This is a genomic window from Brachybacterium tyrofermentans (genome assembly GCF_039526165.1).
Lineage (GTDB): Bacteria > Actinomycetota > Actinomycetes > Actinomycetales > Dermabacteraceae > Brachybacterium > Brachybacterium tyrofermentans.
This window is the reverse complement of the sequence record NZ_BAAAIR010000016.1, coordinates 74,049-99,410: the sequence shown is the minus strand read 5'-3', so window position 1 is coordinate 99,410 and position 25,362 is coordinate 74,049. Positions and strand designations below refer to the sequence as shown.

The following is a 25,362-nucleotide window of genomic DNA, read 5'->3' as shown; positions in this document are numbered from 1 at the left end:
GTGGTTCCTCAGTTCTGGACGAGGCGGGCGAAGACGACAGTGTTGTCGAGGTGGTGTCCGTCGGCGTCGAGATCTCCGCCGCAGGTGATGACGCGCAGCTCCGGACCGTCTGTGCGGCCGTAGACCGCGAGCGTGGGGAACTCGTCCTTGGGATAGCGAGCGGAGTCGTAGACCTCGAAGGTCGCGGTGGTCCCGTCCTCCCGTTCGACGTCGATCCGGTCGCCGGGGGCGAGACCGCCGAGCTCGAAGAAGACCGATGGGTCGCCATGCCAGGTCACGTGCCCTTCGATGACCGACGGACCGTTCTCCCCGGGGGTGGGTGACCCGTCGAACCAGGCCGGCTGGTTCGCGCGGTCGCCCTGGGGGGCGAGCAGCTCGCCGTTCTGCCCGAGCCCGATCGGGAAGAGCTCCTCGTCCACGCCGATCGACGGGATCGTCATCGACGTCGGCTCGGATCTATCCAGGGGCGCCACGGGGGTAGCTGCCTCCTCCGTGGGGTCGGGCTCAGCGATCTGCGGCTCCTCGTCGGGCTCCTCGGCCGCGGTGCTGGGGACTGCTGAGGGCTCCGCACTGCCCCCGTCGGAGACCTCGGGCCCCTGAGAGCGCAGCTCGGGCTGCGGTGGGTCGCCGACCTGGCCGGTCAGCGAGATGACGAGCAGCGTCGCGCCGAGGAGCGCGACCACCACCAGGGCGGCGACCATCAGTCGACGGCCGCCGCCCTGGCGGGATGATCCCTGAGGGGTCATGTCACTTCTGGAGCGCACGCTTGCGGAGCGCGACCGCACCGGCGAATGCAGCGGCGATCAGGCCACCGCCAGCGACCATCATGCCGGCGTTCTCGATGCCGGCAGTGGTGCCGTCACCGGTCTCGGCGCCACCCTCGGGCATATCGGCCATCTGGCTCACCTGGAGCGCACCACAGGCGGCGGGGTCAGTGGCCTCGGACGGCAGCGACTCGTCCAGATCGGACATCTGGTCACCGTCGTAGGTGCCGTTGCCGTTGTGGTCCACGCCGTGGAGCACCACGGAGCCCTCGCCCTTGGCCAGGCTCGCGGCGACGTCGTCGCTGACCTCGAAGGTGCGCTCATAGGTGCCGCCCTCACCGGCCGGGAATCGGTCCACCGCCAGGGCGCTGTCGGGGCTGGTGTCACCGTCGTTGGTCAGGGAGACCGCGACCGCGCCATAGGAATCGGCGGCATCGGTGGTGCGGATCGCACCCTCGAACCCGGTGCCCTCCATCCCCGGATCGGGGCACTCGTTCTTGCCACCGATGTGGATGTGCTGAGCATGGGGAGCGCCGGCCAGCAAGCCTGCACTGTCCAGCTTCACCGTGACCTCATTGCCGTCGAGCGTGACCCAGGCGGAGCCCGAGGCGCCGGAATCGTTGAGCTCGGTGAGGTTGGCTTCCAGGGAGGTCGTGTCAGGACCCTCTGCCAGCGCGGCGCCGGATGCTCCGAACATGCCGAGCATGGCCGTGGCCGCGAACAGGGGGAGCACTCGCTTCGTCGTCGTGCGCATCATGACTCCTTCGTGGGCCACCGGACAGCCGTGCGACTGCCGAGGACGGTGACGTGGGAGTGGTTCGGAGCCCGGAGGGGATCGGATTGGACGGATCACAGATCTTTCTGAGATCAGATCGCCGACAGGCCGACGACGCTGGTCGGCGACGGACCGACGGCATGGACCGGCGGCATGGCGCGGCGGCACGGCGCGGCGCATGCGAGACGACACAGCGAGACGGCTCAGCGCGACGACGAGCCCGAGGGCGCCAGGGCCCCCGGGCTCGCGGAACGTGGAGGTCGGTCACGCTCCCGGAGCAATGCCCCGGCCTCCGCGAACCGGCCTGGTCGCCCTGGGACGGCGCCGGAGCTCGCGCCGATGAGGAGCTCGATCGCCTCGCGCCCTCCTGATCCGAGACAGCACAGAGGCCCTCCCCCGACTCGGGAAAGGGCCTCTGACCTGCTATACGTGGAGACTAGGGGGGTCGAACCCCTGACCTGAAGCTTGCAAAGCTACCGCTCTACCAACTGAGCTAAGTCCCCGTATCCATTTGTGTCGATCGTACCTTCCGGCAGATCAGGCGGACGTGTCCTGCTGGGAGGAGACCTTCTCGGCCTCAGTCCAGAGATCGTTGCGAAGACGATCAGACTCGATCTTCCGCCAGGTGAGGAGACCGGCCGCGGACGTGCCGATCAGGACTGCTGCAACCTTGATGAACGTCTTCATCGTGTCCTCCGATCCTCGAAGTGGGCCTAACTGGACTTGAACCAGTGACCTCTGTCTTATCAGGACAGCGCTCTAACCGACTGAGCTATAGGCCCGTAGGGGCTGATCTCGACATCAACTTTCGACGTCAACCACCGACGAACAACATTACAGCCCCCCTCCCCTCTCGTCCAACCGACCTGGGCGGGTGTACGGGAGGTCACAGGAAGACATCCGGGCCGTTCCAATCCGTCGGCCCGGCGGCTCCGAACTCTGTGCATGACGCCGCTGCGGTGTCAGCAACGGATCACCAAGGAGACCGCCATGAATACTCGAACGATGCTTCCCAAGCTCGGAGCCCTCGCCGCCACCGTCGCACTGATGAGCGCGTGCTCTGGTGGTATGAGCGACGACGGCGAGACGGACGACCAGCAGCCCGCGGCCGGCGAGAGCCAGGCCTCCGACGGCGGCGGCATGGGCTCCGACGAGGACATGGACGACATGGACATGGATCCCGCGGCGAATCTCGTCGGCGCCGGGTGCGCCGACTACGCCTCGATGGTCCCGGACGGCGACGGATCGGTCGAGGGCATGTCCCAGGATCCGCTGAGCGTTGCGGCCTCCAACAACCCGTTGCTCACCACCCTCACCTCGGCGGTCTCGGGCGAGCTGAACCCCGACGTGAACCTCGTCGACACCCTCGATGGGGACGAGTTCACCGTGTTCGCCCCGGTCGATGACGCCTTCGGCGCCATCCCCGAGGACGACCTGAACGCCCTCGTGATGGACGCGGACAGCCTGTCCACCGTCCTGACCTACCACGTGGTTCCCGGCCAGATCACTCCTGACGAGATCGCCGACTCGACCCAGACCACGGTGCAGGGCGAAGACGTCGAGATCACCGGCAGCGGTGACGACCTCATGGTCAACGGCTCGACCGTGATCTGCGGCGGCGTCCAGACCCAGAACGCGACCGTGTACCTGGTCGATACCGTTCTGATGCCGCCGTCGATGGCGGACGCCAGCTGAACCGCGCACACTGGATGGACACGTTGAGCGGGCGGGGAACCATCGTCGATCTCCCCGCCCGCTCGCACTGTCCTCCAAGGAGCTGTGAATGGCGCACGATCCTCCCCCGTCGCATGACCCGCCCCGGTCAGCAGCGCAGCCGCTGACTGCTCCGCGAGGAGGCGTACCGGACGATTCCGCCGCCTCCGCTATCGCAGAGCTGCTGCACCGAGTCGGCGAAGGGCAGGAGGATGCCTTCTCCGATCTCTACGACCGCACCTCGTCCTTGTTGTTCGCCCTGGTCAAGCGTGTTGTCAGAGATGTATCGATCAGCGAGGAAGTGCTGCAGGAGGTGTTCGTGGAGATCTGGAAGCAGGCTCCCCGGTTCGATGCCCGACGAGGCTCGGCCCACGGGTGGATCTGCACCATCGCCCACCGCCGTGCCGTCGACACCGTCCGCTCCGTCGACGCCTCCCGGCGCCGCGACTCCGCAGAAGGGCTGCGCGCACTGGACGAGAACGTCGTGGACGTGCAGGAGGAGGGGATCATGAGGGTGGAGTCGCAACGGGTCGCCACGGCGATGCGATCGCTGACACCGCTCCAGTCCGACGCCATCCGACTGGCGTACTTCTCCGGCTACAGCCACAGCGAGGTCGCGAAGATCCTCGATATCCCGCTGGGAACGGCCAAGACCCGAATACGGGACGGAATGATCGTCCTCCGAGACAGTCTGGGGGTGACCTCGTGAACGAGCAGAAGCGTGATATGACCGGCGCCTGGGCCCTGAACGCCCTGGACGCCGACGAGCGCGCCCTGATCGAGGACTTCCTCGCCCAGGATCCCGACGCAGCGTCCGAGGCGCACTCCCTCGAGGAGACCGCCGGTGAGCTCGCCCGCGGTCTCGAGCCGGAGGCCCCTCGCCCCGAGCTGAAGTCCTCGCTGATGGCGCGGATCTCGCAGACTCCCCAGCTGTCCACGGTGGACCAGGACTCCTCCGAGGAGGACCGGTCGGCACCGCGCGCGGCGACCCATCGCCGGGCCGGCGTGCCGCCCACCGACGCGGAAACCGAGACCGCAGCGACATCCGGGAGCACGACCGGCCCCGAGAGCGACGCCGGATCAGATGCGGCAGATGGGGGCCATGACGCCACCGTGATCCCCCTGGATCGCTACCGGTCCAGCGTCCGGCGCTCACGCTGGCTGTCCGTCGCCGCTGCGGCGCTGATGGTCACGAGCGTCGCAGGCGTCGGTCTCTGGAGCTCGGAGCGGGCTGCCCGGGACGATGCGCGGGCGACCATCGAGGCCCTGGAATCGCAGCAGGCCGGCTCGGACGAGGAGCAGGAGATGATCTCCGCACTCATGGCGGCGGACGACACCTCCCAGCTCACCGTGCCCTCCGCCCACGGCGGGGACCTGCACGTCATGTACTCCCGGGACCAGCAGGCCATGATCGTCCAGGCCGCTGGACTCCCGGAGCTGCCGAGCGACAGCACCTATCAGCTCTGGATCGTGGACGGCACCGCGAAGGATGCAGGCTTGATCTCCGAGCCGGACCAGATCGTGATGGCACGAGAAAAGATGTCCCCGACGGCCCAGATCGGTCTCAGCATCGAACCGGCCGGCGGTTCGGAGGAACCCACCGACGTGATCGCGATCCAGGAGTTGTGATGAACACACACACCGACCGCCAGGAGTCCTCCGCCCGCGGCCCCCGCGCTGCACGGCCCGAGGTCCCCTGGTGGTCGGTGCTCGCCGGCGTGATCGGCGGGATCGTGCTGCTGGCCGTCGCGGAGCTGGTCTCCCTCGCCTTCAGCTCCTCCTCGGCGCCGTTCGTGGCCGTCGGCGGCGGGTTCATCGACATCATCCCGCCCTGGGTGAAGGACCTGGCGATCGGCCTGTTCGGCACCAAGGACAAGCTGGTCCTGTTCGCCTCGATGGTCGTGGTGTATCTGGTGCTCACGGCGTTGAACGGGGCCCTCGGATCCCGTCGGCCCCGCACGGCAGCCGCCGTGCTGGCGGGACTCGGCGCCTTCGCCACGATCATCGTGCTGACCCGGGCGCAGAACTCCGTGCCCGACGCGATCCCGACCGTGCTCGGAACAGCGGTCGCGGTCCCGACGCTGCTGCTCCTGCTGCGCGCCGTGCGCGCTCCCTCCGCAGGTGCGAGGGCCGATGTCGTACCGGGGAACGCGGCGGGCTGGTCCCGACGGCGATCCCTGGTGGGCGTCGGGGCGGTCGGCATCCTCGCCGTCATCGTCGCGGCGGGTGCTCGAGGGGTCAACGCGAGCCGCGAGATCGCGAGCAAGGCCGCCGGGTTCGCCCTGCCCACGCCGCGCACCCGCGCCGAGGAGATCCCCGCCGACGCCCAGGTGGACGTCGAGGGCATGCCCGCGTACCTCACGCCGAACGACGACTTCTACCGGATCGACACGGCCCTCGCCGTCCCCCGCGTCGATCCGACGACCTGGGAGCTGCGGATCCACGGACTGGTCGACCGCGAGCTCACGCTGACGTTCGAGCAGCTGCTCGCCGAGCCGATGATCGAGAAGCATGTGACGCTGACCTGCGTCTCCAACACCGTCGGCGGAGATCTCGCCGGGAACGCGACGTGGCTCGGCGTGCCGGTGCGCACGCTGCTGGACCGCGTGGGCGTCAAGGACGGGGCCGACATGGTGCTCTCCCGCTCCATCGACGGCTTCACCGCCTCCACGCCGATCGAGGCCCTGACCGACGACCGCGACTCGTTGATCGCCGTGGGGATGAACGGTGAGCCGCTGCCCCAGGACCACGGGTATCCGGTGCGGATGGTCGTCCCCGGCCTGTACGGGTACGTCTCGGCCACGAAGTGGCTCACCGAGCTGACCGTGACCCGTTTCGCCGACGAGACCGCCTATTGGACCGATCGCGGCTGGTCCGAGCGCGGCCCCATCAAGATCGCCTCCCGCGTGGACGTGCCGCGATCCTTCGGGAAGCTCTCCCCGGATGCCGACGGCGCCGTGATGCTCGGCGGCACCGCCTGGGCGCAGCAGCGCGGGATCTCCGCCGTCGAGGTGAGGATCGACGACGGCGACTGGCGCGAGGCGGAGCTGGGTGCGGAGGTCAGCGCCGACACCTGGGTCCAATGGTCACTGCAGTGGGAGGACGCCACCGCCGGCGATCACAGCGTCTCGGTGCGGGCCACCGGCGGCGATGGTGAGCAGCAGACCGAGGAGCGGGCGAATCCGGTGCCGAACGGTGCGAGCGGATGGCACACGATCGAGTTCACCGTCGAATGAGGCGGAGGATCGGTCGGCGCGGGGTCAGGGAGCCGTGATCGCGTCGTGGGCCGCCAGGGCCTCCTCACGGGAAGCGCGCAGATCGACCACGGGAGCTGCTCGGTGGTCGGTCCCGATCTCAGGAACCCATCGACGCACATAGCGGCCCTCGCCGTCGAACCGGCTCTGCTGCCGGTCGGGGTTGAACACCCGGAAGTACGGGGCGGCGTCATCGCCGGTGCCGGCCACCCACTGCCAGTTGAACGGGTTGGAGGCCTCGTCGGCGTCGACCAGGGTGTCCCAGAACCACTCCTCCCCGCGACGCCAGTGCACGCGCAGGTTCTTGGTGAGGAACGAGGCGACGACCAGGCGCACCCGGTTGTGCATCCACCCGGTCACCCAGAGCTCCCGCATCCCGGCATCGACCAGGTCGATGCCTGTGCTGCCCTGCTGCCAGGCACGAAGGCCCTCCTCGTCGTCCCGCCAGTCGAAGGCGTCGAACCGGGGTCGCACGTTGCGAGTCGCGAGATCGGGCAGGTGGTAGAGGCGGTGCCACGCGAACTCCCGCCACAGCAGCTCCGAGCGGAACGTCTCCGGGCCCGTCGCGCGGCCCGACGTCAGGCTGCGGTGCCAGACCTCGTGCGGGGACACCTCCCCGTAGCGCAGGTGCGGGGACAGTCCCGACGTCCCGTCGATGCCGGGTCGATCCCGATCCTCCGCATACTGGTCGAGCACGTTCTCGAGGGCATCCAGGCGTGCCCGGGCGCCCATCTCCCCCGGGGTCCAGGCCTCGCGCAGCCCACCGGCCCAGTCCGGCGCCGTCGGGAGCCATCCGCGGCCCTCCAGGGCCCGGGCGAACTCGACCTCGTCGAGCCAGCGGCTGCTGTCCTGGGACCCGGTGAGCTCGGGTCCACGCAGCCGCGGCGGCGGCCCCTCGGGGAGGCGGGGCTCTGCGGTCTCGCGGCAGGCCCGTGCGAACGGCGAGTAGACCTTGTAGGGGTCTCCCGCCTGCGTGGAGATCGTCCACGGCTCGTGGAGCAGATAGCCGTCGACGCTCTCGGCCCTCAGCCCGCTCTCCCGCAGTCTCGCCTTCAGGCGGGCATCCACCGCGCGACGGGGCTCGTGATAACGACGGGTCCAGACCACGGCCTGGGCCGCGGTGTCCTCCACGAGCTGTGGGATGAGCTGCTCGGGGTCGCCGCTGAGCAGGACCAGCGGCACCCCGTGCTCGCGCAGCCGAGCTCCGAGCTCGGTCAGCGAATGGTGAAGCCACCACAGCGAGGCGGCCCCGGGTGGACGCACCCCGGCGATCTGCTCGTCCACGTGCACGGCCACCACCTCGCCGTCGGCCGCCCCGGCCCGCAGGGCCGGGTTGTCGTGGATCCGCAGATCGTCCCGCACCCACCAGATCGACGTCGTCATGCTGGCCCTTCTCTCGCACGATTGACTGATCTATATAGCTTAGCTACATATATTCGCACGAGGGCACCACGGTCCCCAGGGGAGCCCGTCCTCAGCGAAGCCCGTCCTCGGCCACCAGGCCGTGCTCACGGACCAGGGTGTTCAGCGCGTCGGGCGCCACGGCCAGGCGGGCGCACACCTCGGCGGCGTGCCCGATCAGCACCGGGGCCCCGGTGATCGCGACCAGCTCGTCGAACATCTCCTGCTGACGGTGACGCAGCGGGATGGGACGCTCGTGGGCGACGACGCCCCAGCTGGAGGCGTACACGTCGTAGTGCGCGGGTGCCTCCCCGGTGGCGAGGGTGAGCGGGAACCGCGAGGCGTCCAGGCGCACCCGCTCGTAGTTCGGTTCGGTCTCGTCGACCACTGCGAGCTGGGCATCGTCGAACCACGTGGCCACGAGCTCCATCCGCTCGCCGTCAGCCCGGTACGGGGCGGCGGGGATGTACCCGCGGGCAGAGGTGTGGGCGCAGTGTCCGACGGCCAGGCCGTGCACGGTGCAGCGCACGAACGGGGTGGCGATCTGCAGGTCACGGCCGGAGCGGGCGTACTTGCGGGCGATCGTCTCCGGGGTCTGGTTCGAGCCGACGGCCACCACCAGGGTGCGCTCGGCGAGCGGCGCAGCCCCCTCGGCGGCGAGGGCCTGATCGATCGTGGCGACATCCACGAGCGCACGGTCCCGGTCCCCGGTCGATGCCTCGGTCGGGGCGTCGTCGGCACCTTCCGGATCCAGATCCACGATCCCGCTGCCCAGCAGGAGCGCCGAGCGCACGGCGGGGCCGGTCCAGGGATAGTCCTCCGGGGCGTCGGGGAGCGTGGGGGCGGAGGTCGTCGAGGAGGACATCCTCCGACCCTAGCGAGATGACGCGCTCATCCCGAGGATCCCGTGGTCGGTCGCACGCTCGCCCCTCGCCCGAGGGCGACCGAGGCGTTGTGCTGACGGCCTGTGAACAGCGCCTGGGTCACACCGGATGCGCGGGCGGTCCCTAGAGTGGGGGCATGAGCGAACAGCGTGCGGTCGATGCCCTGACGGCCTCCGGTCTCGAGTTCGAGATCACCCGCCACGGGAGGGTCGGCTCCCTCGCGGAGGCGGCCGCCGCCCGGGGGGTCGAGCCGCGGGACATCATCAAGACCCTCGTGGTGCGCCGCGCCGAGGGCGAGTACCTGTTCGTGCTGGTCCCGGGTGATCGGGAGATCTCCTGGCCCAAGCTGCGCTCGTTCCTCGGCGTGAACCGCCTGTCCATGCCGGACAAGGACGTCGCACAGCAGGCCACCGGGTACGAGCGCGGCACCATCACCCCGTTCGGCTCCACCACGGCCTGGCCCGTCGTCGCCGACCTCGACCTCAGCGGGGATCTCGAACGACGGATCTCCCTGGGCGCCGGCTCCCACGGCGTCGCCGCGACCGTCAACGCCGAAGCGGCCCTCTCCCGCCTCCACGCCCAGGTCGCCGACGTCACCGACCTGCAGGCCCCGTAACCCTGCCCCCCGGATCCGCAGGACTCCGGCCCGGAAACAGGGCACGGGACGGACTCGGGACAGCACCGCCGAAACACCGAACGGGCGGGCACCGCGAGGGTGCCCGCCCGGTGCCCGGCGAGGTGGTGCGCCTGCTCGGCGCGACCGGTCACTCGTCGGTGAAGGTCAGCTTCAGTCCGCCCAGCAGCGCCGCCACCAGGTTGTAGAGGAAGGCCAGCAGCGTGCCGAGCGCGGTGATGATCACGACGTTCACCACGGCGACGATGGTGCCGTAGCTGACCATCTTCGAGAACTGGAAGAACTCCATGAACGGCAGCGGGCTGCCGCCGTTGAGGTCGCGCCCCAGCTGGTCGATCTTGTCCCACAGGCCGATCGCGTCGACGAGGTTCCAGGTCAGGATCACGGCCACGACGGTCGCGATACCGATCGCGATCGCCACCAGGAAGGACAGCTTCATCACCGAGAACGGGTCGAGTCGCGCCAGCGTGAGGCGCACGCGGCGGGGGCCGCGCTTCTCGGCCTCGGCGGCAGGCGACGACGTCGTCGTCTTCTTCGGGCTGCGGCTGGCGCCCTTGGACGCCGACCCCTTGCCGGAACCGATCGACTGCTCCGAGCTGGCTGTCGTGCCGCCCTCAGCGCCGTCCTCGAACGACGGGAGCTTGGTGGTCGCCTCCGGAGACGTCGTGGTACCGCTCGCGGCCCTCGAGTCACTCGTGCTCACGGATCACTCCTCGATCTGGTCGTCGTCGCCGGCCGGCGATTTCTCGGACGGGTCTGAGCCTAGATCATCGGACGGTGCCTGGTCCTGCTCCGACTCCCCGTCGGACGCGATCTCCACAGCATCCCCATCTGCGACGTCCGCGCTCTCCCCCTCGACATCCGCGAGCACGGGTGCCTCGGCGCCCTCGATCTCCTCGTCGATCTCGGACTCGGGGCTGGTGGTGACCAGCAGGATCCGATCGCCCTTGTCGGGCTTGGCGAAGACCACGCCCATCGTCGTACGGCCCTTCGACGGCACCTCGGCGACGCGGGAGCGGACCACACGGCCCTTCTCCATCACCACGAGCAGCTCGTCGGACTCGTCCACGGCGGCCGCACCCACCAGATGGCCGCGGTCGTCGGGGAGCTTCGCGACCCGGATGCCCAGGCCGCCACGGCCCTGCACGCGGTACTCGTCGAGGCTGGTGCGCTTGGCATAGCCTCCGTCGGTCACGGTGATCACGAACTGGTCGGGGCGCAGCACGTCCATCGCCAGCAGCTCGTCGTCGTGGCGGAACTTCATGCCCGTCACACCGCTGGTGGCACGGCCGGTCGGCCGCAGCACGTCGTCCGCCGCCGGGAACCGCACGGACTGGCCGTTGCGGGAGACCAGGATCAGGTGGTCGTCGGCGTTGACCGCACGGGCCGCGATCACGCGGTCCGGCTGGGCGCCGTCGATCCCGTCGATGTCGCGCAGGTTGATCGCGATGATGCCGCCGCTGCGGTTCGAGTCGAAGGCCGTCAGGGCCGTCTTCTTCACCAGGCCGGAGGCCGTCGCGAGCACCAGGTACTGGGTGTCCTCATAGGTGTCGATCGCGAGCACGGAGGCGATGCTCTCGTCCGGCTGGAACGCCATCAGGTTGGCGACGTGCTGGCCCTTGGCGTCACGCGCCGCCTCCGGCAGCTCGTAGCCCTTGGCGCGATAGACCCGACCCTGGTTGGTGAAGAACAACAGCCAGCGGTGCGTCGTGGTGGTGAAGAAGTGCTCGACGACGTCGTCCGCCCGCAGCGAGGCACCGCGCACTCCCTTGCCGCCGCGCTTCTGGGCGCGGTACTGGTCCTCCCGGGTGCGCTTGACGTACCCGCCGCGGGTGATCGTGACGACCACGTCCTCCTCGGGGATCAGGTCCTCCATGGACATGTCGCCGTCGAAGGGCAGGATCTCGGTGCGGCGGTCGTCGCCGTACTTGTCGACGATCTCCTGCAGCTCCTCGGAGACGATCTCGCGCTGGCGCACCGGCGACTCCAGGATCGCGGTGTACTCCTCGATGAGGGCCTGCAGGCGGTTGTGCTCATCGGTGATCTTCTGACGCTCCAGGGCGGCCAGGCGGCGCAGCTGCATCGCGAGGATCGCATTGGCCTGGATCTCGTCGATCTCGAGCATGTTCATCAGCCCCACGCGCGCCTCGTCGGCGTCCGGGGAGCGACGGATCAGGGCGATGACCTCGTCGAGCGCGTCGAGCGCCTTGAGGTAGCCGCGGTAGATGTGGATCTGCTCCTCGGCCTTGCGCAGGCGGTACCGGGTACGACGCACGATGACGTCGATCTGGTGCTTGGTCCACTCGCGCACGAAGGAGTCGATCGACAGGGTGCGGGGCACCCCGTTCGCGAGCGCCAGCATGTTCGCGGAGAAGTTCTCCTGGAGCTGGGTGTGCTTGAAGAGGTTGTTCAGCACGACCTTCGCGACGGCGTCGCGCTTGAGCGTGATGACCAGGCGCTGACCGGTGCGGCCGGAGGTCTCGTCGGTGATGTCGGCGATGCCCTGGATCTTCCCGAGCTTGACCATCTCCGCGATCTTGCGCGCGAGGTTGTCCGGGTTGACCTGGTACGGCAGCTCGGTGACCACGAGGGACATGCGTCCGTTGATCTCCTCGGTGGAGACCACGGCGCGCTGGGAGATGGAGCCGCGACCGGTGCGGTACGCCTCCTCGATGCCCTTGGTGCCGGCGATGGTGGCGCCGCTGGGGAAATCGGGGCCCTTGATGAAGCGCAGGCACGCGTCCAGCAGCTCGGGCTTCGTGGCCTCGTGGTTCTTCAGCAGCCACTGCACGGCATCGGCGACCTCGCGCAGGTTGTGCGGCGGGATGTTCGTGGCCATGCCCACGGCGATGCCGGAGGAGCCGTTGACCAGCAGGTTCGGGAAACGGGCGGGCAGCACGACGGGCTCGTCGACGGTGTTGTCGTAGTTGCCCTGCATATCGACCGTCTCCTGGTCGATGTCGCGCACGAGCTCGAGGGCCAGCGGGGCCATCTTGCACTCGGTGTATCGCGGGGCGGCCGCGCCGTCGTCGCCCGGGGAGCCGAAGTTCCCCTGGCCCAGGATCAGCGGGTAGCGCATCGCCCAGGGCTGCACGAGGCGCACCATGGCGTCGTAGATCGCGCTGTCGCCGTGGGGATGGTAGTTGCCCATGACCTCGCCGACGACCTTCGCGCACTTCGAGAAGGAGCGGTCGGGGCGGTAGCCGCCGTCGTACATCGCGTAGACGATCCGACGGTGCACGGGCTTGAGGCCGTCGCGCACGTCGGGCAGCGCGCGCGAGACGATCACACTCATCGCGTAGTCGAGGTAGGAGCGCTGCATCTCCTGGTTGAGGTCGACCTGGGTGATGCGGTCGATCTCGTGCTCATCGAGCGGGTCGACGAGGGTGACGGTGCGGTCCGTCGCCTCGGAGGTCGAGACCTCGTGGGCACCCTCGGGGGTGGCCTGTCCGGCCATCCCCGCAGGCAGCTCGGGGTTCTCGTCGGGGTTCGTGGGGTCCTGCGGGGTGTCGCTCATGAGGCGGGAGGCCTTTCAGGTGGGGCCGATGGTCGTGGCGCTCCCAGGGGCGCGGGCTCTCGCCCTGCGCCGCTCCGGGTGCCGAGATCAGATGTCGAGGAAGCGGACGTCCTTGGCGTTCTCCTGGATGAACCGGCGCCGGGACTCGACGTCATCACCCATCAGGACGGAGAAGATGGTGTCGGCGTCGGCGGCCTCATCGACCGTGACCTGCTTCAGCGTGCGCGTGTTGGTGTCCATCGTGGTGGCCTGGAGCTCCTTCCAGTCCATCTCGCCCAGACCCTTGTAGCGCTGGATCCCGTTGTCGCGCGGGATCCGGCGACCGGCGGCGCGGCCGGCCTCGAGGCGCTCGTCGCGCTCCACATCGCTGAACACGTACTCGTGCGGGGCGTTGGTCCACTTCAGGCGGAACAGCGGCGGCATCGCGATGAACACGTGGCCGAGCTCGATGAGCGGGCGCATGTAGCGGAACAGCAGCGTCAGCAGCAGGGTGCAGATGTGCTGGCCGTCGACATCCGCATCGGCCATCAGCACGATCTTGTGATAGCGCAGCTTGGTCGCGTCGAAGTCGTCGCCGATGCCGGTGCCGAAGGCGGTGATCAGCGAGCGGACCTCCTGGTTGTCCAGGGCCCGGTCCAGTCGCGCCTTCTCCACATTCAGGATCTTGCCGCGGATGGGCAGGATGGCCTGGGTGCGCGGGTCGCGGCCCTGCACGGCGGAGCCGCCGGCGGAGTCGCCCTCGACGATGAAGATCTCGGACTCGGCCGGGTTGCGCGAGGAGCAGTCGCGCAGCTTGCCGGGCATGCCGCCGGTCTCCAGCGGGGACTTGCGACGGGTCGCGTCACGGGCCTTGCGGGCCGCCTCGCGGGCGGCCGCCGCGGCCTGTCCCTTCAGGACGATGGACTTGGCCTCCTGGGGATGGGAGACGAACCAGTCCTGCAGCTGATCGGTCATCACCTTGACCATGAAGGTGCGGGCGATGGTGTTGCCCAGCTTGGTCTTGGTCTGGCCCTCGAACTGCGGCTCGCCGAGCTTCACGGAGATGACCGCGGTGAGGCCCTCGCGGATGTCCTCGCCGGTGAGGTTGGCGTCCTTCTCCTTGAGCAGGCCCTGGGCGCGCCCGTAGCGGTTGACGATCGAGGTCAGCGAGGAGCGGAAGCCCTCCTCGTGGGTGCCGCCCTCGTGGGTGTTGATCGTGTTCGCGTAGGTGTGCACGGACTCCGAGTAGGCGCCGGTCCACTGCATCGCGACCTCGACGCTGATGTGCGCCTCGGTGTCCTCGGACTCGAAGGAGATGATGTCGGGGTGGATCACCTCGGCCCGCTTGGAGGTGTTGATGAACTCCACGAAGTCCTGCAGGCCGCGCTTGTACAGGTACGAGATCGTGCGGGGACCCTTGTCCTTCTCCGCGTTCTCGGCCTCGAGCTCGACGTCGATCAGGTCGTCGTCGTCCTCGGACGCCTCCGTGGCCCGCTCGTCGGTCAGCGTGATGCGCAGGCCCTTGTTGAGGAAGGCCATCTGCTGGAACCGCTTGCGCAGCGTCTCGAAGTCGTACTCGGTCTCGTCGAAGATCTCGTCGTCGGCCCAGAACGTGATGGTCGTGCCGGTCTCGTCGGTCTCCTCGCCCTTCTCGAGCTCGACCTGCGGCACGCCCCGGCTGTACCACTGCCGCCACACGTGGCCGTCGCGGCGGATCTCGACCTCCATCCGGATGGACAGGGCATTGACCACGGAGGAGCCCACGCCGTGCAGACCGCCGGAGACGGCGTAGCCGCCGCCGCCGAACTTGCCGCCGGCATGGAGCACGGTCAGCACGAGCTCGACGGCGGGCTTGCCCTCGGTGGGGTGCATCGCGACCGGGATGCCACGGGCGTGGTCGACGACCTTCACCCCGCCGTCGGCCAGCAGCGTCACCTCGATGGTGTCGCCGTGACCGGCCATCGCCTCGTCCACGCAGTTGTCGACGATCTCCTGGACCATGTGGTGCAGGCCGCGCTCACCGGTGGAGCCGATGTACATGCCGGGGCGCTTGCGGACCGCTTCGAGGCCTTCGAGGACCGTGATGTCCGAGGCGTCGTAGTGCTCCGGGGCGTGGGCTGCGCGCTCACCGGCGGATCCCACGACGGGGGCGGGGTCCGGTGCCGCTGCGGCCGCATCGGGCGACGGGTCCGGGGCACCCTGGGGTGCATCCTGGTCGGGCATGGGGCGGTCGCTGTCGCTCACCTGATGTGGCTCCTCGCAGTCCTGGGAACCCTCGGTCCGGGAAGAGCGCCGAGGGTGTGCAGCCGATCCCGAGGACGAGTCCCCGGCCCGGCACGCAGGCGGCCCACGGAGGCGCTCGCGCGCGCACGCGCGGGGAGCACCTCTGTAGGCCACAGCGATCGGGCCGACGGGATCGAAGTCCACGAGGACGTCGGAGGACGTCGGCCGAACTGCTCATATTCTAGCGGAGATCGCGTGCTGAACCTATTAACCTCGCCATTTCTGTGGAGAACACGACCCAGGTCCGCCATCAGACGGGCCGGGACGGCCTCTGGAAGCCTCTCGCGGGCCTCGGGACGGGGTCCCATACGCCTCCCCGGGTGATATCGCGGCAAAGCGGCCCCTGCGCGGCTCCGGTTCCCGCTCGAGGATCACTCGCCGACCCGCACGCCGAGTCACGCCGTGGGCCCTCCCGTCAGACCGAGCCGCGGCCCGACGGGAGGAGCCCACGCTCTGTGGATCAGTCCCCGGCGGGGAGGCCTGCGAGCACCCGCGAGGTCGCGATCGCCGCGGAGGCCGCTTCGTGGCCCTTGTCCTCACGGGACCCCTCGAGCCCCGCGCGATCGAGGGCCTGCTTGTCGTCATCGCAGGTCAGAAGACCGAAGCCGACGGGCACGCCGTGGTCGAGGGCCACCCGGGAGAGGCCGTCCGTCGCCGCCGCGCACACGTACTCGAAGTGCGGGGTGCCTCCGCGGATCACCACGCCGAGCGCCACCACGGCGTCGTGGGTGCGGGCGAGCCGGTCCGCGATCACGGGGAGCTCGAAGGATCCGGGGGCGCGCACCAGCACGGGCTCGGCGATCCCGGCGTCGGCGCAGGCCCGCAGGGCGCCGGCGATGAGGCCGTCCATGACCTGCTCGTGCCAGGAGGAGGCCACGATGGCGATCCGCAGCGCGGGTCCGTCGGCGTGGGAGGCGAGGTCGATCGTGGGGCTTCCGTGTCCGCTCATGCGGGGTCTCCGTTCGGTGAGGTGTTCGGGGAGGGGGTCGGTGCGGTGCTCGATGAGGTCGCGGGGAGGCCGACGAGGGCATGGCCCAGCCGGTCCCGCTTGGTGGTGAGATAGGCGAGGTTCTCGGGGGTGACGTGCGTGCTCAGCGGCACGATCCCGGTGACCTCGATCCCTCCGGCACGCAGAGCGTCGGCCTTGGTGGGGTTGTGGGTGAGCAGGGAGATCGTGCCGACGCCGAGACGGCCCAGTATCGCCGGCACGATCGCGAAGGAGCGGTCGTCGACGGGGAGGCCCAGGTCGAGGTTGGCGTCGACGGTGTCCCGGCCCTGCTCCTGGAGGGCGTAGGCACGCAGCTTCGCCATCAGGCCGATGCCGCGCCCCTCGTGGCCGCGCAGCAGGATCAGCAGGCCCCGCCCGGCGGCGTCGATCCGCGCCAGGGACTCCTCGAGCTGGGGGCCGCAGTCGCAGCGCAGGGAGCCGAAGACGTCCCCGGTCACGCACTCCGAGTGGATCCGGGTGAGCACGGGAGCCGCTGTGGTGAGGTCGCCGCGGGCGAGGACCAGATGTTCGGCGGCACCCTCGCGCACGGCGAGGGCCCGGAAGGTGCCGTGCGGGGTTGGCAGCGAGACCTCGTCGGTGACCTCGAGGTCCGCAGTGTCAGCAGCACCGACAGCACCGGGTGCCGAGCCGTCGCTCCGGAGCGACGCCTCGGCGGCGCGGCGGTGCTCGACCAGAGCCTCGATGGAGACCATCACCAGGTCGTGCTCGTCGGCGAAGGCCCGCAGGGCGGGGCCGCGCATCATGGTGCCGTCGTCGTGGATGAGCTCGACGATCATGCCCACCTCGGTGCGGCCGGCGAGCCGGGTGAGGTCCACGGCGGCCTCGGTGTGGCCGCGCCGTTCGAGCACGCCGCCGTCCCGGGCACGCAGCGGCAGCACGTGACCGGGGCGGATGAGGTCGCCAGGAGCGGCGCCCTCCGTGCCGAGCACCTGCAGGGTGCGGGCGCGGTCGGCGGCGCTGATGCCGGTGGTCACGCCCTGGCTCGCGTCGACGCTGATCGTGTACGCGGTGCGCAGGGGGTCGGTGCTGTGCTCCACCATGAGCGGCAGCTCGAGAGCGTCGGCGCGGGCGGCGGTCATCGGGGCGCAGAGCAGCCCGCTGGAGTGGCGCACCGCGAAGGCGAGCAGCTCCGGGGTCGCGGCGGACGCGGCGAGTATCAGGTCGCCCTCGTTCTCGCGGTCCTCATCGTCGACGACCACCACCGACCGACCGGCGGCGATCGCGGCGACCGCCGCCTCGATGGGGTCCAGTCGCAGCGCAGCGGGCGGGGCGGTCTCCGGGTCGACCGCGGGCGCGGTCATCGGGGCGGCCCCCTGCGTGGGGTTCGAGTTGGTCATCAGTGGGCCTCCGTCGCAGGGGTCTTGGTGGGTGCGGGCTGCTGCGGGTCTGCCTGCAGGGGATCTGCCTGCGCCGGGACGGCCTGCGCGCCGAGGAGCTTCTCGACGTACTTGGCCAGGACGTCGACCTCGAGGTTCACCCGGTCGCCGACCCCCTTCGTGCCCAGCGTCGTGCGCTCGAGCGTCTCGGGGATCAGCCCGATGGTCACCTCGTCGCCGTCGATCGCGGCCACGGTGAGGCTGATCCCGTCCACGGCCAGGGAGCCCTTCGCGACGACGTAGCGGGCCAGGCCCCGCGGCTCGTCGGCACCGGGACCCGGCAGAGCGATGCGCAGCAGGGTCGTGCCGCCGTCCTGGTCGCGGCCCACGATCTCGCCGACGCCGTCGACGTGGCCCTGGACGATGTGTCCGTCCAGGCGGCCGTCGGCCCGCACGCAGCGTTCGAGGTTGAGGCGGTCCCCGACCTGCAGGCCGCCGAGGCTGGTGGCGGCGAGGGTGGTGGAGATGACGTCGGCGCTCCACAGCTCGCCCTCGACGTCGGTGACGGTGAGGCAGCAGCCGTTGACGGCGATCGAGTCGCCGAGGGAGGTGCCGACCAGGACGTGGGGTGAGCGAAGGCGCAGACGGGCCGAGGAGTCGGTCCGTTCGATGCTCTCGACGGTGCCGAGCTCTTCGATGATGCCGGTGAACATGGTGGTCCTTCCGGGTCAGGCGGCGCGGGGCCGCAGGGTGAGGCGGAGGTCGGTGCGGCCATCCGGTGAGGTCAGGGGGGTGGAGTCGAGCAGCTCGAGATCGAGGCGCTCGATCAGCGTGGAGATGCCGAGGTCGCCGGTCGCGGACCGGCCGGCACCGAGCAGGGTGGGGGCGAGATGGACGATGAGCTCATCCACCAGCCCGGCGCGCAGGAAGGCCGCGGCCAGCGTGGGTCCGCCTTCGAGGAGCACGTGGCGCAGGCCGCGGGCGAAGAGGTCCTCCAGGGCGGCCGACGGGTCCCGGGTGGGCAGGAGGATCGCCTCGCCGGCGCCGTCCGGGGTGGGCAGCGGCGGGAAGGCGCCGGTGCCCATGACCGCCCGGACGGGCTGACGGGGATGCAGGGAACCATCGGGCCGGCGCGCGGTGAGGCTCGGTGAGTCAGCTCGGGCAGTACCGGTGCCGACCAGGATCGTGTCGCAGGTGGTGCGCAGGCCGTGGACCTCCTCGCGGGCGGCCTCGCCGGTGATCCAGCGGCTGCTTCCGTCGGCCGCCGCCGCCCGGCCGTCGAGGGTGAGGGCGAGCTTCATGGTGACCAGGGGCCGTGCGTGCCGCAGTCCGTGCCCCCAGCCGCGGTTCAGCGCATCGGCCGCTGCGGCGAGGTCGGCGGGGATGTCGAGCTCGACGTCGATGCCGGCATCGCGCAGCAGCTCGACCCCGCCGGCGGCCACCGGGTTGGGATCGCGATGAGCGACCACCACGCGGCCGACGCCGGCGGCGAGGAGTGCCTGGGCGCAGGGTCCGGTGCGGCCGGTGTGCGTGCAGGGTTCGAGGGTGACGACGGCGGTCGCGCCGTGGAGCGTGGGAGCAGTGCTGGCGTCGGTGCTGTTCAGCGCATGATTCCGGGCGTGATTCAGGGCGTCGGCCTCGGCGTGGGGCGTGCCGGCGCCCCGGTGATGTCCCTCGGCGAGGATCGTGCCCTCGCGGTCCAGGAGCACGCAGCCCACCCGCGGGTTCGGGCCGTAGGGAAGGCCGGGCTGCGCGGCGATCTCCAGGGCGCGCTGCAGCGCGCTGCGCTCGGCAGGGTTCAGCATGGTCTCTCCTCCGGTCCGCTGCTCGCGGTCCCGGTGGAGGGGAAGGGGTACGGGAACGCCGTCCCCCGGGGTGCTCGGTCGCGGCGCACCAGGGGTGCGCGGCGAGAGACCGCTCGAGGACGTCGTTCGCGTGCGCTTCCCATCCGGACTCTAACCGTCGGCCCAGGAGTTCCACCTGGTCAACCGAGGGCCAGAGGCCATCGGGTCGCGGACTATCACCGCCGGCTCGGAATTTCACCGACCCCAGTGCACGCGAGCTCTTCAGCTCGTCGCTCTCCACGGTAGCAGGAGACCGGTCGCGCGCCGAGAGTCGAGGCGGCAGATGAACTCGACCTCACGATCCGACGGCACAGGGCTCAGCCGGTCAGGGGGCTGAGCAGGTCGCAGGGCTCATCCGACCGCGGGGACGAGCCACTCGCAGCGCTCAGCCGTAGGTGTCGCGGGGGCCGCGCCAGGTCACGGTGCGCCGTCCCTTCTTCCAGGTCCGCTCGGCGGCGGCCGGTCCGGTCACCCGCAGCTCGGCGACGACGTGGGAGCCGACGTGCTCCTCGATGGTGGTGATCAGGCGGGGCGTGAGCATCCGCAGCTGCGAGGCCCAGGCGGAGGAGGAGGCGCTGATCACGAGCACCCCGTCCTCGAGGGAGACCGGGCGGCAGTGCGCGCTGACCTTCTCCCCGACGATGTCGTCCCATTCCTCCAGCACCCGGCCGGCGTTCATACCCGCGTTCCACCCGAGGTTGCCGAGCACCTTCCGCAGCACGGTCTCGATGCCCTGCGGATCGCGAGGGTCCGGCCGGGACCCCGAATAGCCGGGAGAGCTGCCGGAACGGTCTCGCACGTCGCGGGCCTGGGTCTTCGCCGAGATCGGGAACAGGCCGCGATCCCGAGCGGCCGCTCGAGACCGGTTCACGGTGCGCCGCGCCAGCTCGAAGGGATCCGGAGGGGTCGGCAGCTCGGGCGGGTCATAGACCTCGCCGGGCTCGTCTCCCTCCCCGCGGATCTCGGCCGACGGCGCTCGTCGAGCTGCCATCGTGGGAGGTCGGGTTCGGCGCCCGGTGGTGCTCCCCGCAGCGTGAGCATCCGGCTGCTCACGCGAGGCGTCGGCGTCCCGGGATAGCTCCTCGCCGTCGGGTCCGGTCCCGTCCTGAGGATTCGGCCCCTGCGGAGGGGTCCGCCAGGTCGAGAGATCGTAGGGATTGGCCAGCTGCGGCCGTGCGGGGATGCCGCCGCTTGATCCTCCGGAACCCTTCCCTGCTCGGGGCGGCGTCATCACAGGCCGCCCTCGCGGGGCACGGCGGATCCCAGGCTCACGTCGACCACATGCATCTCCCCGTCGAGCGAGTCGGGGATGTCGGTGTCGTTGGCCGTGGTCACGAGCACCTGAGAGGCATCGGTGATAATCCGGCCGAGGCGTTCGCGACGATGCACATCGAGCTCGCTGAACACGTCGTCGAGGATCAGGATCGGTTCGCCGTCACCGAGGTCCCCCTCCTCGAGGCGCAGCAGGTCGTAGGAGGCCAGGCGCAGGGCGAGGGCCAGGGACCAGGATTCGCCATGGCTGGCGTAGCCCTTCGCCGGGAAGTCGTGCAGCCGGATCTCGAGGTCATCGCGGTGGGGGCCGGTGAGGCTGACGCCGCGGTCGATCTCCTCGTCGTGCCGGGTCGAGAGCATGGCCAGCATCGCATCGTGGATCTCGCGGGTGCTCGGGAGATCCCCGGGGACGGTGCCGAGCTCATCGAGCACACTCGAGCGATAGCTGACGTCGGCCGGAGAGGAGAGATTGCCGCGCTGGTCAGGAGGCAGGTCCAGGGCCTGCTCGGCACCTTCGTCGGAGGAGACCCGCAGATAGGAGTAGCCCAGATGGGGCCGCAGACGGTTCACCAGGTGCAGGCGGGCACGCAGCAGCTCGGCGCCGAAGCGGGCCAGCTGCTGATCCCACACCTCAAGGGTCGAGCTCGCGGAATCCGCGGGATCCAGCCCGCCGACGCTGCGTCCGCTGCCGCCGCGGCGCATGGACCGCATCTGCTTGAGCAGGTTGCTGCGCTGTTTGAGGACGCGGTCGTAGTCGGCCTTGACCGAGGCGAAACGTGGGGCGATCTCGAACAGGAGCTCATCGAGGAAGCGCCTGCGGCCTTCGGGGTCGGCCTTGATCAGGCCCAGATCCTCAGGGGCGAAGAGCACGGCCCGCACCTCGCCGAGCAGATCCCGCAGCCTCGACACGTTCTGACCCTGCAGCCGTGCCCGGTTGGCCTTTCCCGGCGTGACCTCGAGGTCGATCTGGACAGGGCGGCCGGCCCGCAGGAAGCTCGCCCGGATGATCGCGGTCGCTTCCCCGCGACGCACGAGTGCGGCGTCGTGGGGGACACGATGGCTGGACAGGGTCGCGAGATACCAGACGGCCTCGACGATGTTGGTCTTGCCCTGCCCGTTCTGGCCCACGAGCACCGTGATCCCCGGTTGCACGGAGAGGCTGAGCTGCTCGTACGAGCGGAAGTCGGTGAGGTCGAGAGCGGTCAGCTGCATGGAGGGACCACTCCCTCGCTCAGATCCGCATCGGCATGATCAGGTACTTGTACGACGTGTCAGGGGTTCCTTCGAGGGAATCCTGACCGCTCATGACGGACGGCTTGATCGAGTCGGTGAAGGTGAGCCGCACGAACTCGGCACCCAGAGCGCCGAGACCGTCGAGCAGGAAGCCCGAGTTGAAGCCGACCACGAGGTCCTCGCCGTCCAGATGGGCCTCGAGCACTTCGCTGGCCTGGGCGTCATCTCCGGCGCCGGCCTCGAGCGCGACCTGACCCTCGGTGAAGGACAGACGCACCGGGGTGTTGCGCTCGGCCACGAGGGAGACGCGCTTGACGGCATCGATGAGAGCTCCGGTGGAGACCACGGCGGTGATCGCGGTGGTCTCGGGAAACAGTCGACGCACGGGCGGGTACTCGCCGTCGACCAGGGTCGACGTGGTGCGGCGACCACCGGCCTCGAAGCCGATGAGGTTCGCGGAGGAGTCCTCGGCCAGGGCGATCTCGACGCTGCCGCCGGTGGACAGCGAGCGGGCGACCTCATGGAGGGTCCGTCCGCGCACCAGGGCGGTCTGCTCGGTGCCCGGCGACGCCGGGTTCCACGTGAGCTCGCGCAGTGCGAGGCGGTAGCGGTCGGTCGCCATGAGCGTCATGGTCTCGCCGGAGATCTCGACCTTCACGCCGGTCAGCAGCGGGAGGGTGTCGTCCTTGGAGGCGGCGACGGTGACCTGGCTGATCGCCTCGGCGAAGACATCGGCCGCGACGGAGCCGGCGACCGGAGGCATGCTCGGCAGCTGGGGGTACTCCTCGACCGGGAGCGTCGCCAGGGCGAAGCGGGCCGATCCGCAACGGACCTGCAGCTTCGTGCCTTCGAGAGCGATGGAGACGTCCTTGTTGGGCAGAGCCCGGACGATGTCGGAGAGCATGCGGCCCTGCACGAGCACCTCACCGGGCTGCTCGATCTCCGCGTCGAGCCGGATCTGCGCGCTGACCTCGTAGTCGAAGGTCGACAGCTGCAGCTCACCTCCGGCTTCAGCGACGATTCGCACGCCCTGCAGGATCGGCATCGCCGGTCGCACGGGGAGGGTTCGGGTGGCCCAGGAGACGGCGTCGCCGAGGACGCCGCGATCGAGGTGGAACTTCACCGTTGCCACTCCTTCGCAGTGGTCGAAAGCCAGAACAGGCACGGACGGAGCACAGCGTATCGGTTCTCGCGGCCTCTCGCCGACACACCGGGGCTGATCCTTGACTTCCGTTCTTCGCGCACCAGCCCCTGCGCGGGGATCCGACGCCGATCCGGGGTCGTCACCGTCCTCGTCCCCGGCTCCTCATCGCTCCCCAGCACTCAGGAATCACACGATCTCGTCGCCGTCTTCGGCACCCCGCCTCCTCCACATCCCCGTCGAGCAAAGAACTACAGTCCTCTTCTTCACGGCTGTTAATACAGTGGATAACTACGATCGATGCAGGTCACCACGTATGAGGCTCACGTGGATGGATCGTTGATCGATCTGTGGTCCTCGTGGGTGGGCTGTGCACGTCCGCGCTGTCCCGAGCAGTTCATGTCATTCCTCGGTGCACATCGGCTCGTGCGTGGGAGCTTGTCATTCCACATTGTCCACAGAGTTATCCACATTTGGGGAGAACTGCGCTCTGACCTGCCGTGTTCTTCTCATGATGACGGAAGGCCCAGCGTCGGTCCTTCTGGTGCCCGTCACGACGCCGCGGTTGCGGCGCCGGGTCACTTCCGCGGAGCGGAGTTGTTGCTCTTGATCCGGGCTGTGAGCTCCGTGACCTGGTTGAAGATCGCTCGTCGCTCCTTCATGAGCTCGCTGATCTTCTTGTTCGCGTGCATCACCGTGGTGTGATCGCGGCCGCCGAACTCCTCGCCGATGCGGATCAGGGGCATGTCGGTGAGCTCGCGGCACAGGTACATGCCGATCTGCCTCGCCGAGACCAGCCGACGCGAGCGCCCGGTGCCCACGATCTCCTCGACGGAGAGCCCGAAGTACGTGGCGGTCTGCACGATGATCGTCGAGGCGGTGATCTGGGTGCCGTCGTCGTGGGAGAGCAGATCCTTCAGGACGCTCTCGGCGAGCGTGACGTCCATGGGCTGACGCGACAGCGAGTGCAGCGCCTGCACGCGGATCAGCGCGCCTTCGAGCTCACGGATATTGGTGGCGATGTGCGAGGCGATGTACTCGAGCACGTCATGGGGCACCTCGCCGGTGTCCTCCTGCGCGACCTTCTTGCGCAGGATGGCGATCCGGGTCTCGAGGTCGGGCGGCTGCACGTCCGTCATCAGGCCCATCTCGAAGCGGGACCGCATGCGGTTCTCGAAGCCGCCGAGCTCCTTCGGGGGCAGGTCCGACGTGATGACGATCTGCTTGTCGGTGTTGTACAGCGTGTTGAACGTGTGGAAGAAGGCCTCCATCGTCTCCGGTGCACGCTGCAGGAACTGGATGTCGTCGATGAGCAGGATGTCGATGTCGCGGTACCGGCGCTGGAACTCCTGCGCCTTGCCGAACTGACCGGACTGCACGGAGTTGATGAAGTCGTTGGTGAACTCCTCGGAGTTCACGTACCGCACCACGACGTCCGGGTAAAGGCTCTGGGCGTAGTGGCCGACCGCGTGCAGGAGGTGAGTCTTGCCCAGGCCCGAGCCGCCGTAGATGAACAGCGGGTTGTATGCCTTGGCCGGGGTCTCGGCCACGGCCGAGGCGGCAGCCTGTGCGAACCGGTTCGAGGAACCGATCACGAAGGTGTCGAAGGTGTACTTGGCGTTGAGCCGGGAGTCCTCTCCGAGGGTCGACTGACCGGTACGGGCGGGCCGTCGCGGAGGGAGCGCCGGCGAGGGGGCGGAGGACCCGCTCAGGGCGGAGAACCCGGCGTAGGCGCTGGGGTCGTCGGCCGCAGTGCCGGTGTACGCACCGCCGAGGGAGAAGCGGTCCTCGGTCGCGAAGGGTCCCGCGCTGGCAGAGGAGCTGCTGGAGGGCATCGCGGCCTGTCCGGGCTGGTCGCTCGAGGGCAGCACCGACCCTTCGTCACGGCGGAAGGGCGCGTTGTGGATCTCCTGGGTGGGAGTATCCACATCTCTGTCCACAAGATGTGTACTTCCAGCGTCGGATGCCGAGGTCACGGCGGTGCTGGGGGTCGGTTCCTCATCGTCTTCGCCGAACAGTGCCTCGTCGACCGTCACGGCGAAGCGCATATCGCGGCCGGTGGCCTCGCTCAGAGCAGCGGACAGAGCGCCGGCGATGCGGTGCTCGAAGAGCTCCTTCGCCGAGGTGGAAGGGGCTGCGACCAGGGCGGTGTCTGCGACGACGGCCATCAGGCGGGACAGTGTCAGCAGGGCGATCACGCGCTGGGACACGGTGTCGTCACGGCGCAGGGTCTGCAGGGTGCGCTCCCAGATCGCGGCGACATTCGCGTCAGACATCAGGTTTCTCCGTAGGGGGACGAGAGGCGGTCCGGATAGTTTTCCACAGTAGCGGCTGTATTGTGGA

At 69.5% G+C, this 25,362-nt stretch carries 21 protein-coding genes, 2 tRNA genes and 1 riboswitch; of the genes, 5 read left to right on the top strand and 18 right to left on the bottom strand.

The genetic code is table 11. From position 1 onward, the window contains the following. Positions 1–8 precede the first annotated feature (8 nt). From ABD093_RS03485 to ABD093_RS03465, 5 genes are all read right to left on the bottom strand, one after another. Positions 9–746, bottom strand: a complete 738-nt coding sequence (locus ABD093_RS03485; RefSeq protein ID WP_343922464.1) for a class F sortase — start codon at positions 744–746, stop codon at positions 9–11. 1 nt (position 747) lies between these two features. Next, entirely contained in the window at positions 748–1,521 is a 774-nt protein-coding gene (locus ABD093_RS03480; RefSeq protein ID WP_343922462.1) for a CHRD domain-containing protein, read from the bottom strand. 448 nt (positions 1,522–1,969) lie between these two features. Then, positions 1,970–2,042 (bottom strand) — tRNA-Ala (locus tag ABD093_RS03475). Between the two features lie 34 nt (positions 2,043–2,076). Beyond that, a complete protein-coding gene (locus ABD093_RS03470; RefSeq protein WP_193117682.1) occupies positions 2,077–2,226 on the bottom strand; it encodes a DLW-39 family protein in 150 nt (49 codons plus the stop codon). 21 nt (positions 2,227–2,247) lie between these two features. Further along, positions 2,248–2,321 (bottom strand) — tRNA-Ile (locus tag ABD093_RS03465). Between the two features lie 208 nt (positions 2,322–2,529). Here ABD093_RS03465 and ABD093_RS03460 point away from each other — a divergent pair. The 4 genes from ABD093_RS03460 to ABD093_RS03445 all read left to right on the top strand — a co-directional run bounded on the left by ABD093_RS03460 (position 2,530) and on the right by ABD093_RS03445 (position 6,488). Continuing rightward, positions 2,530–3,234: a fasciclin domain-containing protein gene (locus tag ABD093_RS03460; protein ID WP_343922459.1), complete on the top strand. Its 705-nt coding sequence runs from the start codon at positions 2,530–2,532 to the stop codon at positions 3,232–3,234. A gap of 88 nt (positions 3,235–3,322) precedes the next feature. Then, entirely contained in the window at positions 3,323–3,961 is a 639-nt protein-coding gene (sigK, locus tag ABD093_RS03455; protein ID WP_193117683.1) for an ECF RNA polymerase sigma factor SigK, read from the top strand. Then, entirely contained in the window at positions 3,958–4,881 is a 924-nt protein-coding gene (locus tag ABD093_RS03450; protein ID WP_343922457.1) for an anti-sigma factor, read from the top strand. Before sigK ends, ABD093_RS03450 begins: the two co-directional genes overlap by 4 nt. Further along, positions 4,881–6,488 carry a molybdopterin-dependent oxidoreductase gene (locus ABD093_RS03445; RefSeq protein ID WP_343922455.1) on the top strand — a complete coding sequence of 536 codons (1,608 nt, stop codon included), beginning with the start codon at positions 4,881–4,883 and terminating at the stop codon, positions 6,486–6,488. Before ABD093_RS03450 ends, ABD093_RS03445 begins: the two co-directional genes overlap by 1 nt. A 24-nt stretch (positions 6,489–6,512) precedes the next feature. On the opposite strand, the gene ABD093_RS03440 is transcribed toward ABD093_RS03445, so the two are convergent. Continuing rightward, complete coding sequence (locus ABD093_RS03440; RefSeq protein WP_343922453.1) at positions 6,513–7,889, bottom strand: cryptochrome/photolyase family protein; 1,377 nt, start codon at positions 7,887–7,889, stop codon at positions 6,513–6,515. A 91-nt stretch (positions 7,890–7,980) separates the two neighbouring features. Further along, positions 7,981–8,772, bottom strand: a complete 792-nt coding sequence (locus ABD093_RS03435) for a hypothetical protein (RefSeq protein ID WP_343922451.1) — start codon at positions 8,770–8,772, stop codon at positions 7,981–7,983. Positions 8,773–8,927: 155 nt separating this feature from the next. On the opposite strand from ABD093_RS03435, the gene ABD093_RS03430 reads away from it, so the two are divergent. Next, positions 8,928–9,407: an aminoacyl-tRNA deacylase gene (locus ABD093_RS03430; protein ID WP_343922449.1), complete on the top strand. Its 480-nt coding sequence runs from the start codon at positions 8,928–8,930 to the stop codon at positions 9,405–9,407. Positions 9,408–9,555: 148 nt separating this feature from the next. Here ABD093_RS03430 and ABD093_RS03425 read toward each other — a convergent pair whose 3' ends face one another. The 11 genes from ABD093_RS03425 to dnaA all read right to left on the bottom strand — a co-directional run bounded on the left by ABD093_RS03425 (position 9,556) and on the right by dnaA (position 25,295). Then, positions 9,556–10,128: a DUF3566 domain-containing protein gene (locus tag ABD093_RS03425; RefSeq protein WP_343922447.1), complete on the bottom strand. Its 573-nt coding sequence runs from the start codon at positions 10,126–10,128 to the stop codon at positions 9,556–9,558. Between the two features lie 3 nt (positions 10,129–10,131). Further along, complete coding sequence (gene gyrA, locus ABD093_RS03420) at positions 10,132–12,942, bottom strand: DNA gyrase subunit A (protein WP_343922445.1); 2,811 nt, start codon at positions 12,940–12,942, stop codon at positions 10,132–10,134. A gap of 87 nt (positions 12,943–13,029) precedes the next feature. After that, positions 13,030–15,144: a DNA topoisomerase (ATP-hydrolyzing) subunit B gene (gene gyrB, locus ABD093_RS03415; protein WP_377802418.1), complete on the bottom strand. Its 2,115-nt coding sequence runs from the start codon at positions 15,142–15,144 to the stop codon at positions 13,030–13,032. A gap of 520 nt (positions 15,145–15,664) precedes the next feature. After that, positions 15,665–16,153, bottom strand: coding sequence for a 6,7-dimethyl-8-ribityllumazine synthase (gene ribH / locus ABD093_RS03410; RefSeq protein ID WP_193117692.1), 489 nt, complete (start codon positions 16,151–16,153; stop codon positions 15,665–15,667). Further along, complete coding sequence (gene ribB, locus ABD093_RS03405; protein ID WP_377802419.1) at positions 16,150–17,514, bottom strand: 3,4-dihydroxy-2-butanone-4-phosphate synthase; 1,365 nt, start codon at positions 17,512–17,514, stop codon at positions 16,150–16,152. Before ribB ends, ribH begins: the two co-directional genes overlap by 4 nt. Positions 17,515–17,549: 35 nt before the next feature. Next, positions 17,550–18,242 (bottom strand): riboflavin synthase, encoded by a 693-nt coding sequence (locus ABD093_RS03400; protein WP_343922439.1) that lies wholly within the window; start codon positions 18,240–18,242, stop codon positions 17,550–17,552. A 15-nt stretch (positions 18,243–18,257) separates the two neighbouring features. Beyond that, positions 18,258–19,334 carry a bifunctional diaminohydroxyphosphoribosylaminopyrimidine deaminase/5-amino-6-(5-phosphoribosylamino)uracil reductase RibD gene (gene ribD, locus ABD093_RS03395; protein ID WP_343922437.1) on the bottom strand — a complete coding sequence of 359 codons (1,077 nt, stop codon included), beginning with the start codon at positions 19,332–19,334 and terminating at the stop codon, positions 18,258–18,260. Positions 19,335–19,460: 126 nt separating this feature from the next. Beyond that, positions 19,461–19,590, bottom strand: a riboswitch (FMN riboswitch). 168 nt (positions 19,591–19,758) lie between these two features. Beyond that, positions 19,759–20,364, bottom strand: coding sequence for a DciA family protein (locus ABD093_RS03390; protein WP_226850241.1), 606 nt, complete (start codon positions 20,362–20,364; stop codon positions 19,759–19,761). A gap of 239 nt (positions 20,365–20,603) precedes the next feature. Next, positions 20,604–21,857, bottom strand: a complete 1,254-nt coding sequence (recF, locus tag ABD093_RS03385; RefSeq protein ID WP_193117696.1) for a DNA replication/repair protein RecF — start codon at positions 21,855–21,857, stop codon at positions 20,604–20,606. Between the two features lie 19 nt (positions 21,858–21,876). Next, positions 21,877–23,001, bottom strand: coding sequence for a DNA polymerase III subunit beta (gene dnaN, locus ABD093_RS03380; RefSeq protein ID WP_193117697.1), 1,125 nt, complete (start codon positions 22,999–23,001; stop codon positions 21,877–21,879). Between the two features lie 596 nt (positions 23,002–23,597). Then, positions 23,598–25,295 (bottom strand): chromosomal replication initiator protein DnaA, encoded by a 1,698-nt coding sequence (gene dnaA, locus ABD093_RS03375; RefSeq protein WP_193117698.1) that lies wholly within the window; start codon positions 25,293–25,295, stop codon positions 23,598–23,600. Between the last annotated feature and the right edge of the window lie 67 nt (positions 25,296–25,362).